This window comes from Chitinivibrionia bacterium (assembly GCA_009779925.1).
Taxonomy (GTDB): Bacteria; Fibrobacterota; Chitinivibrionia; order Chitinivibrionales; family Chitinivibrionaceae; genus WRFX01.
On record WRAZ01000022.1, the window covers coordinates 25,310 to 34,441 of the forward strand.

Consider the following 9,132-nt stretch of genomic DNA (forward strand, 5'->3'; position numbering starts at 1 on the left):
AATTGTTCTCTGTCCTTAATTTTTCAGTTTGTCGATTTCCGATATGATTTGCGCCGTTATTTCTTCAATGCTTCCCGTTCCGTTAATCGAAATAACCTTGCCGCCGTCTTCATAAAATTTCATTACGGGAAGCGTTTTGGCATTGTATTCCAAAAAGCGATTTTGTATAACTTCGGGAGTATCGTCTTTTCTGCCTTCGATTTCAGCTCTTTTCAAAAGTCTTGCGACGAGTTCTTCTTGCGGAACGTCGAGCGAAACAAGCGCGCTTACCGAGGTTTTGAGTTTGCACATCATTTCTTCGAGAGCGTGGCACTGTCCGACCGTGCGCGGAAAACCGTCAAACAAGAAACCGGAATAGTTTACGCTGTTTTTCATTATGTGGTTTTCCAGCAATTCGACGACAATTTCGTCGCTCAGAAGACCACCTGCTTCCACAATGTTCTTTGCTTTCAGCCCGAGCGTGCTTTCGGCTTTTATCTCGGCTCTGATAATGTCGCCCGTAGAAATATGCCCTAAATTATACTTTTCAGTAATAAATTTCGCTTGAGTGCCTTTTCCTGCTCCCGGCGCTCCAAACAAAACGATATTTAGCATAAATAAACCCTTTCATTAAAAATTCTTATATAAAAAATACAATTTTGCCGTTCATTAAAAGTGAAAATAACTAAAAAAACATAAAAAATGCAGGAAATATGGGATTTTAAGAAAAAAATTCGGTTTGGCTCTTGGGCAAATTATATTTTACCGTAATATTTTCGTAGTGCGTGGTTAACAAGCAGGTTGCTTGGGTTTTACTAATTTAAAAAATAAAAAGGACATAAACTTTATGAACAGGCTATTATTTGTAGATACTTCACCCAAGAACCTTGAGGCGTACAAAACGCTTTTCGCAAAAAAAACGTCGGAATGGGAATGTCGCTTTGCCGATAACTTAAAGGCGGCTTTCGATGAAATGTCAAAGGTCGAGTTTAATATGATTGTGTGCGACATAAAAATGCCGGTGCTTAACGGTGTTTCGATTTTAGATACCGTGGCGCAGATGTATCCTCATATAATCAGAGTGGTTTTAGTGCCGAGTTTGAGCGCGGACTTCCCGAAACATTTGGTTAAATATGCACATAGAGTACTTGTTCGCCCCGAAAGTTGCCAAAAACTTGAGGATACGCTGATTAGAATTTACGAATTATACAAAACCATTATGCGCCCGCAGGCAATTAAATATATAGAAGGGATTGAAACAATTCCGTCGTTGCCTAAGGTTTACAGCGACCTTATAGCAGAACTCGAAAGCCCCTCGCCGTCGGTCAAAAAAGCGGCGTCGCTGATTTCGGCGGACATCGGTATGAGTGCGTCAATTCTTAAAATGGTGAATTCGGCGTATTTCGGACTGTCGCAAAGAATTACTTCGCCCGAATTTGCAGTTTCGCTTTTGGGGCTCGATATTGTTCAGGGACTTGTTTTGACGGCGCACCTTTTCACGTCGTTTTCCAATGCCGAAGCAAAACTTTTGCACTTGGAAGACATTGTTGACCACTGTCTTATAACGGGTTTTTTGGCGAAAGAAATCGCAAAACACGAAAACTTGCCTTTGGCAAACTCCGACATTTACATTGCAGGAATTTTACACGACATAGGAAAATTGATTTTTGTTTCGCATTCTCCCAAACTTTACAAGCAGGTTATAGATGCGGCGCAGGATAAAAAAATCCCGTTTTATGACGCCGAAGACGAAATGTTCGGAGCGACACACGCCGAAGTAGGCGCGTACTTGCTTGGTCAGTGGGGACTTTCCGAAACGATAGTGGAACTTATTGCGTACCATCATAGTGCAACAAATCCCAAACACTTGGATATGGAATTAAGCATTCTTAAAGCGGCTAACATTTTTGCAAGAGAGGTGCTTCCTATGGAAGAGTTAAACCCGTGTGATTTGTCTGATAAAATATTTGCCGCAAGCCCGCTTATGACAACAAAAAGAGATGAGTGGTATGCCATTGCAATGAAAGCGATAACCGAATCGTCAATGAAAATATAAGCAGGGGAGAGCAAATGACGCTTCTTGAACAGTTAAAAAAAATTACGGTAATAGTCGAAGATACGGGCGATATTGACACTATAAAAAAACACAAGCCGCAGGACGCAACTACAAACCCGTCGCTTCTTTTGCAAGCGGCAAAACTTCCGCAATATAAACATCTTATAGACGACGCACTGAAAATTCCGCGCGCGTCGGGCGACAATTTGCTTGACGTAATGCGTCCGATTTTGGAAAAATTATCGGTGAATTTTGCAAAAGAGATTTTAGCGGTGGTTGATGGTCGCTGTTCGGTCGAAATAGACCCGACTTTTTCGTTCGACACCGAAAACACAATCCTTTCGGCAAGACGAATAATTGCGCTTTTTGAAAACGACGGTATCTCGCGTTCGCGCGTACTTATTAAGATTGCGGCAACTTGGGAGGGAATAAAAGCGGCGGAAATTCTGGAGAAAGAAAATATTCACTGCAATCTTACCTTGCTTTTCAGTTTTGCGCAGGCGCTTGCTTGCGGCGAGGCGGGCGTTAAACTTATTTCGCCTTTTGTCGGCAGAATTTTGGATTGGTACAAGAAAAACGAAAATCCCGACGGCTACCCTGCCGAAAAAGACCCGGGTGTGCTTTCGGTCAGTAAAATTTACAATTATTACAAAAAATTCGACATAAAAACCGAAATTATGGGTGCAAGCTTCAGAAATCTCGGCGAAATAGTAGAGCTTGCAGGTTGTGATTTGCTTACGATTGCCCCCAATTTTATAGAAGAGCTTGCAAACACCGAAGGCGATTTACAACAAAAATTGTCGGCAGTATCGGCAAAAGAAATGCCGCTGGAAAAAATCGCTCTCGACGAAAAAACTTTCCGTTGGCTTCATAACGAAGACGCAATGGCTACCGAAAAACTTGCCGAAGGTATCAGGAAATTCACTGTTGATTTGACAACGTTGGCGCAGTTTTTGCAAAAATGAGAAAAAATATAAACATTATAGGAGTTTCAGAATGAAAAAATTATTAGTTTTTTTGTTGATGTTGTCGCTTTTGGCGTGTTCTTCCGTGCCGAGAGAGATAAGAATGGTTCAGGACGGTCAATTTGACGAATTTGATTTTACCGTCAAGCAACTAGTTCAAACAAACTGGGAAAACCCGCTGTGGAGAGTGGAAAACGGGAAAGTAATCGTATCCGGTGAGTTGGACAACGAAGGTGAGCGAATGAATTACGCTTTGGAATTTTCCGTCGATAAACCCCAAAACACTTTTGAATTTGAGCGACTTTTTATCAACGGCGAAGAAGCTGACGACTTTTCAACAATGATGATTATCACCATTATGGCTTTGACTACGGCAATAGCGCTTGATGCAACTTTACCCGAATAAGGAAGCGTCCAAGTGAAAATCGCGGCGGTTTGCTTTTCGGTCTTATTGGCTTTATCGACGACGCAGGGAGCAACTGCGGTAGGGTTTGACTTCTTAAATCTTCCCGTTTCCGCAAGAACGGCGGGCGGGACTGTGTCGTTAATCGGCGAAAGAGACAATAATTTATCTGTAAGAACAAATCCCGCTATGCTTGCAGGAATAAGCAGACCTGCATTTTCAATAGATTTCAGTCCCGTAATTATGGATATATACAGAGGAGCGTTTTCGGTTGCATTCTTGCTCGAAAACGGCTTTGTTCTTGCGCCTTCGGTTTCGTACGTAAACTTTGGAACGCTCGACCCCGTCGATGAAAACGGCGACCCGATAAATGCCTATATTTCGCCTTTTTCGCTCAGTGTTGAGACTGCTTTAGCAAGAAATTTTTACGAAAGATTAAGTATTGGCGCACGCCTTAAATTTATTCACGAGCAAATTTCGCAAGAGATGGCAGGGCATTGGGGCGGTTATTTTTCTGGCGGCTTTGCAATTGACGCAGGAATTTTTGCACAGCGCAACTTTTTTAGATATTCCGCAGGCTTCAGAAACATAGGATTTGCTTACGATAACTATGAAAGCGATGTCGATTTGCGTATGCCTGCTTCGTCGTTTGTCGGTGTAGGAATTATTATTGAAAACGAAGCAAAACTATATTGGTTTTTTGAGGCGGAAAACTTTTTTCACGCTTATGGCGACGGTCATTCTCCATTATTTTTCCGCACAGGCTTTGAATTTCCCGTTCATCGCGACATTTTAATTTTACGGACGGGAACGGCTTTTACGCCCGATGATGTTCGCCACGTCTTCAATACTTTCAGAGGGCAAACCGTTAAGGCGTGGGAATATTCGAGTCAAAACTGGCTTTTGGCTTCAGTCGGTGCAACAATAAACGCAAGAATTGCAAGAAATTTGCTTTCACTCGACATCGCTTGCCAGTTCCGCAAAGACGGCTTAAAACCGTCGTTTTTATTTTCAGGTACGATGTATTTTTGATGGAAAAAGAGAGAATTTTATGAAAATAGCATTTTTCGGCACAGCGGATTTCGGGATTTCGGCGTTAAAAGCGATACTGAATTCACATCACGAAATTTCGGCAATAATAACTAATCCGCCAAAACCTGCGGGGCGCGGCTTGCATTTGCGCAAATCGCCGATAAATATATTTGCCGAAGAGCAAAGAATTGCGCCGATTTTTACTCCCGAAAGCATAAAAGACGAAAAATTTATAGAAGAATTAAAGAAAATCGAAGCGGATTTGTTTGTGGTAGTGGCGTTTTCGATTTTGCCGAAAGTTGTTTTTTCTATACCAAAATACGGCACATACAATATTCACGCGGCGCTTCTGCCTGCATTTCGAGGACCTGCGCCAATTCAGCGGGCAATCGAAAGCGGTGCGAAGACGACGGGCGTTTCGGTTTTCAGAATTGACATGGGAGTTGATACCGGCGATATAGTATTGCAAAAAGAGTGCGAAATTCAGTCCGACGACGACACCCCGTCGCTTTACGAAAAATTAAGTGTTTTGGGTGCAACAGCTCTTATGGCGGCGCTCGAAAAAATAGAAAACGGCGAGGTAGAATACAAATCGCAAGATAAAACAAAAGCGACAAAAGCGCCGCTCCTAAAAAAAGAAGAGGCTATAATAAATTGGCAAGAGAGCGCAGTACAAATCGCCAACAAAATCCGCGCCTTTAAACCATTTCCAAGTTCTTACACTACACTTTCAGACGAACAAATAATAATCGAAAAAGCGTCTGCCCAAAATATAGAGACGCGACGCTCGCGTCTTGATACGAATAATACGGACGGCAAAATTGGCGAAATCATAGAAATTACAAAAAACGAAATCTGTGTGCAGACAGGCGACGGCGTTTTGGTCATTACAGAACTGAAACCCGCGGGAAAAAGAGCTATGTCGGCGCGAGATTTTATTAACGGAAAACAAATTAAAGAGGGAATTATATTAAAATGACAGGCGAAAACAGAAGAGAGCGGAGCGAAGAAAAACGCGATTACAACCGAGACGGCAGGCGTGATAACCGCGATAACAGCAGGCGTGAAGACAGGCGTTTTGGCGACAGACAAGACGATAGGCGCGGCGGTGGCGGTGGCAATCGCGGGAATGCAAGATTTGAAAAAAGAAACGACAAAGACAGAAGTTTCGGACCGAGAAGACGTGAAGAACGCCCACTCCGCGAAGACGGTAGCGGCGGTCGCAACATTCGCAGGCTTAACGAAAGAATAACAGACGCGCGAAGCATTGCATTTGAAGTGCTTTTTAAGTTTTTTATTAAAGGCTTCGACATAGAAACAACAATTGACAAGCTTTTCGACCAAAAAGATTTTATTACAAAAGAGCCGCTCGTCTCTCAAACGGAAAAACGGCTTGCTTACGAAATAATTTACGGCGTTTTGCGAAATAAATCTCTGCTCGATTTTGCAGTAGAAAAATATCTGGCGGTGCCCGTTCGCGAGGAAGAAGCGTTAAAGGTAATACTTCAAATCGGCGCGTACCAAATATTATATCTGACAAAAATTCCCGACTTTGCGGCAGTGAACGAAAGCGTAAATTTATGTAAAAGACATTCGCAGACAAGTAAATTTTCGGATTTGACAAACGCTGTTTTAAGAAAACTTATAGCTGAAAAAGCCGCCTCTCGCGGACGAAATTTCCCCGAAATATCGAACAGCGTGCCGTTCGCCGAAAAAATTGCAATAGAATATTCGCACCCGCTTTGGCTTGTGGAAAGATGGATAGAGCAGTTTGGCAAAACGCCCACGCAAAAGATTTTGCAGTTCAATAATACTATCCCCGATATTTTTATTCGCAGAAACGTCGCTCTTACAAGCAAGAATAAGTTTGAGGCGACAGTCGCCAAAAGCTGTGCAAACGGCGTTGCGCGCGGCGTGGGCTTTAACGGTTTGTATTACAAATTACAGGCAGGCGAGCGAATTGACAGAAACGACTTGTTTTTGTCGGGGCAATGCACGGTTCAAGCGCCGTCTTCGGGCTGGGTAGTCGCCTTGCTCGATGTTGAAAACGGCAAAAAAATTCTCGATTTGTGCGCTGCGCCCGGTGGAAAAACAACGCTTCTTTCCGAAGTTGCGCCTAATTCTCAAATTGTTGCGGCAGATATAAGTTTCTCGCGGACAAAAATGATTTCGGATACGCTCAAACGCCTTTCCATAAGAAACGTTGATATTGTCGCCGCAGACGCAAAAAGTTTGGGAATGTCTGAAAAATTCGACTTTTGTCTAATCGACGCGCCGTGCAGTGCAACGGGAGTAATAAATCACCACCCCGAAGCGCGTTGGATACGCGACGAAGAGGCAATCAAAAAAGCGGCGGCGCGCCAAAAGGAAATCCTGAAAAGCGCAGTGCAAACAGTTGATGTCGGTGGAATTATTGTTTACTCTACCTGTTCTCTCGAAAACGAAGAAAATAGAGCTCAGGTCGAGATTTTTTTAGAGGAAAACCCGAATTTCGTCCTTATTCCTGCAAAAGAAAAGATAAAAGACGGACAATTATTATCGGACAACGGTGATTTCTTGGAAATAACGCCGAACAAAAACGGCGCCGACGCTATTTTTGCGGCGAGATTTCAGAGAGTAGAATAAACATATTTCTCGTAGGGGCGTATTGCATACGCCCGGTAAATACAAAAGCGATTTGGGCGTATGCAATACGCCCCTACATTGATTTTAACAGCATTTTTGCATCGGCAACATTATTACATTTCATAATATTGTTTCGGATTTGCGAGCATCCCTCAAAACCCTTGATATACCACGCAAGGTGTTTTTTCATTTCGCCTAAGAATGCGTTTTCGCCGTAAAATTCTTCAAAGTATTGCAAATGTTTTTTTGCGGCGGCGATTTTGTCTTCCCACGTTATTACTTTGGGCGCCTCGCCTGCTAAATACCTTTTTATTTCGTCGAAGATAAACGGGTTTCCGAATGAGCCGCGACCGAGCATAATTGCGTCGCAACCTGTTTGAGCGTAAATTTCCGCCGCGTCTTTGCCTGAACATATATCTCCGTTTCCGATTACGGGAATTTTTACGCTGTCTTTCAATATTTTTATTCGTTCCCACATTGCAACGCCCGAATAGCCCATCGCTCTTGTTCGCGCGTGGAGTGTTATTGCCGAAATTCCGCAATCTTCGGCAATTTTTCCGTATTCTTTTTCTATAAAACTTTTGCTGTCCCAACCGCAACGAATTTTTACGAATACAGGCGTTTTTCCGCTTGCCTTTACTACATTTTCCGTAATTTCGGCAAAAAGTTTCGGGTCTTTAAGGAGCGCGGCGCCTCCGTTTTTTGAGACGACTTTATGAACGGGGCAACCCGAATTTATGTCGATAAAATCAGGATTTACTTCTTCGCATATCTGTTTTGCCGCGCGCGCCATCAAGTCGGGCTTGCTCCCGAAAATCTGCACGCCGCCCGGTCTGTCCCAAGGTTGCAGCATCATCATTTGTTTGGTTTTTTCGCTTAAATAAAAAAGCCCTTCAGCGCTTATCATTTCGCTTACGCAGACGTCCGCACCATACTCTTTGCACATTCGCCTAAAAACCGCGTCGCCCACTCCAGCCATAGGTGCGGTGAATATTTTTTTTGTTATGTCAAACATTTTAATCTCCTCATAGTTTTTCGTCAGAAAATATTATTTGCATAAACAGAAAAACGAAAGAGAGCATTTGAGGAACGAAATTTTACTTTTTATTAACGGCGAATAGTATTTTGTAGTTGTATGATAAAAAAATTATTCTTATTTTTAAGGAGAATAAATATATGGAAGCGGTTTTGTTTCAGTCAAACACTCGTCAAGATTTGAAAGAATTTGTCGGTTTGGCAAAAAAAGTGGGAATAACAGTGCAATATGTGAAAAATTACAATGTTTTTCCTCAAGCGGTAGTCAGACGAAAAAATTTAAGCCGCAATAACGATTTGGATATAATAAACCGAAACGTAGATTATCTCAATTCCGAAGCAGAAGATGTTTTAAGTTATCAGGCATTTTGATGAGAAGAGGCGATTTATACAGAGTTTACAAAGGTTCAAAAAACGATACAAAAGATTATCGCATTTTTGTTGTTGTCAGTAGGCAGTTGCTCATAAATTCTTCGTTTTCTACGCTGATTTGTGCACCCGTATATTCCAGACACGATGGGCTTTCAACACAAGTTTCAATAGATATTGACGAGGGCATTAAACATTTTTCATCTATACATTGCGACGAATTAGTCAGTATTCCCAAATATCTCTTGACTAACTATATAGGTAAATTATCTTACAGAAAAATGCAAGAACTTGACAATGCCATTAAATTTGCGTTAGACATTACTTAACACGGGCACATTACGAATAAATCACCTTTTCCGCCTTTGTGCAACAATCGCCCAAACAAAAAAACATCAATATTAAGCTTTCATTCCCCAGCACACCTTGACTATCTACCTGCCGATAATGTATATTTACAGTAAGTAAGAAACTTAAAAAAAAGTTGGCAAAAAAATGCGGAAAATTGGGCAAAACCCCTCTAAACACTTGACATATACGTTGCCCATAACGTATTTTTTCGGGACTTCGGGACTTCGGGACTTCGGGACTTCGGGACTTCGGGACTTCGGGACTTCGGGACTTCGGGACTTCGGGACTTCGGGACTTCGGGACTTCGGGACTTCGGG

The 9,132-nt window shown here is 42.4% G+C and carries 10 protein-coding genes; 8 read left to right on the forward strand and 2 right to left on the reverse strand.

What is annotated here, in order from left to right; genetic code table 11:
• Nucleotides 1–15 precede the first annotated feature (15 nt).
• The gene (locus FWE23_07325) at nucleotides 16–594 is read right to left on the reverse strand and encodes an adenylate kinase (GenBank protein MCL2845244.1); all 579 of its coding nucleotides are present in this window, start codon (nucleotides 592–594) and stop codon (nucleotides 16–18) included.
• 232 nt (nucleotides 595–826) lie between these two features.
• On the opposite strand from FWE23_07325, the gene FWE23_07330 reads away from it, so the two are divergent.
• From FWE23_07330 to rsmB, 6 genes are read left to right on the forward strand one after another with little or no spacing between them, the layout of a single operon-like run.
• The gene (locus FWE23_07330; protein MCL2845245.1) at nucleotides 827–2,035 is read left to right on the forward strand and encodes a response regulator; all 1,209 of its coding nucleotides are present in this window, start codon (nucleotides 827–829) and stop codon (nucleotides 2,033–2,035) included.
• A 14-nt stretch (nucleotides 2,036–2,049) separates the two neighbouring features.
• Nucleotides 2,050–3,000 carry a transaldolase gene (gene tal / locus FWE23_07335; GenBank protein MCL2845246.1) on the forward strand — a complete coding sequence of 317 codons (951 nt, stop codon included), beginning with the start codon at nucleotides 2,050–2,052 and terminating at the stop codon, nucleotides 2,998–3,000.
• A gap of 31 nt (nucleotides 3,001–3,031) precedes the next feature.
• Nucleotides 3,032–3,406, forward strand: a complete 375-nt coding sequence (locus tag FWE23_07340; GenBank protein ID MCL2845247.1) for a hypothetical protein — start codon at nucleotides 3,032–3,034, stop codon at nucleotides 3,404–3,406.
• Between the two features lie 12 nt (nucleotides 3,407–3,418).
• Complete coding sequence (locus FWE23_07345) at nucleotides 3,419–4,435, forward strand: hypothetical protein (protein MCL2845248.1); 1,017 nt, start codon at nucleotides 3,419–3,421, stop codon at nucleotides 4,433–4,435.
• Nucleotides 4,436–4,454: 19 nt separating this feature from the next.
• Nucleotides 4,455–5,414 carry a methionyl-tRNA formyltransferase gene (gene fmt / locus FWE23_07350; protein MCL2845249.1) on the forward strand — a complete coding sequence of 320 codons (960 nt, stop codon included), beginning with the start codon at nucleotides 4,455–4,457 and terminating at the stop codon, nucleotides 5,412–5,414.
• Nucleotides 5,411–7,060: a 16S rRNA (cytosine(967)-C(5))-methyltransferase RsmB gene (gene rsmB / locus FWE23_07355; GenBank protein MCL2845250.1), complete on the forward strand. Its 1,650-nt coding sequence runs from the start codon at nucleotides 5,411–5,413 to the stop codon at nucleotides 7,058–7,060. The genes fmt and rsmB overlap by 4 nt, the downstream gene beginning before the upstream one ends.
• A gap of 73 nt (nucleotides 7,061–7,133) precedes the next feature.
• Here rsmB and dusB read toward each other — a convergent pair whose 3' ends face one another.
• Nucleotides 7,134–8,075, reverse strand: coding sequence for a tRNA dihydrouridine synthase DusB (gene dusB, locus FWE23_07360; protein MCL2845251.1), 942 nt, complete (start codon nucleotides 8,073–8,075; stop codon nucleotides 7,134–7,136).
• A gap of 161 nt (nucleotides 8,076–8,236) precedes the next feature.
• Between dusB and FWE23_07365 the strand changes: the two genes are divergently transcribed.
• Nucleotides 8,237–8,467 (forward strand): hypothetical protein, encoded by a 231-nt coding sequence (locus FWE23_07365; GenBank protein ID MCL2845252.1) that lies wholly within the window; start codon nucleotides 8,237–8,239, stop codon nucleotides 8,465–8,467.
• Nucleotides 8,467–8,793, forward strand: a complete 327-nt coding sequence (locus FWE23_07370; GenBank protein MCL2845253.1) for a type II toxin-antitoxin system PemK/MazF family toxin — start codon at nucleotides 8,467–8,469, stop codon at nucleotides 8,791–8,793. Before FWE23_07365 ends, FWE23_07370 begins: the two co-directional genes overlap by 1 nt.
• Nucleotides 8,794–9,132 lie beyond the last annotated feature (339 nt).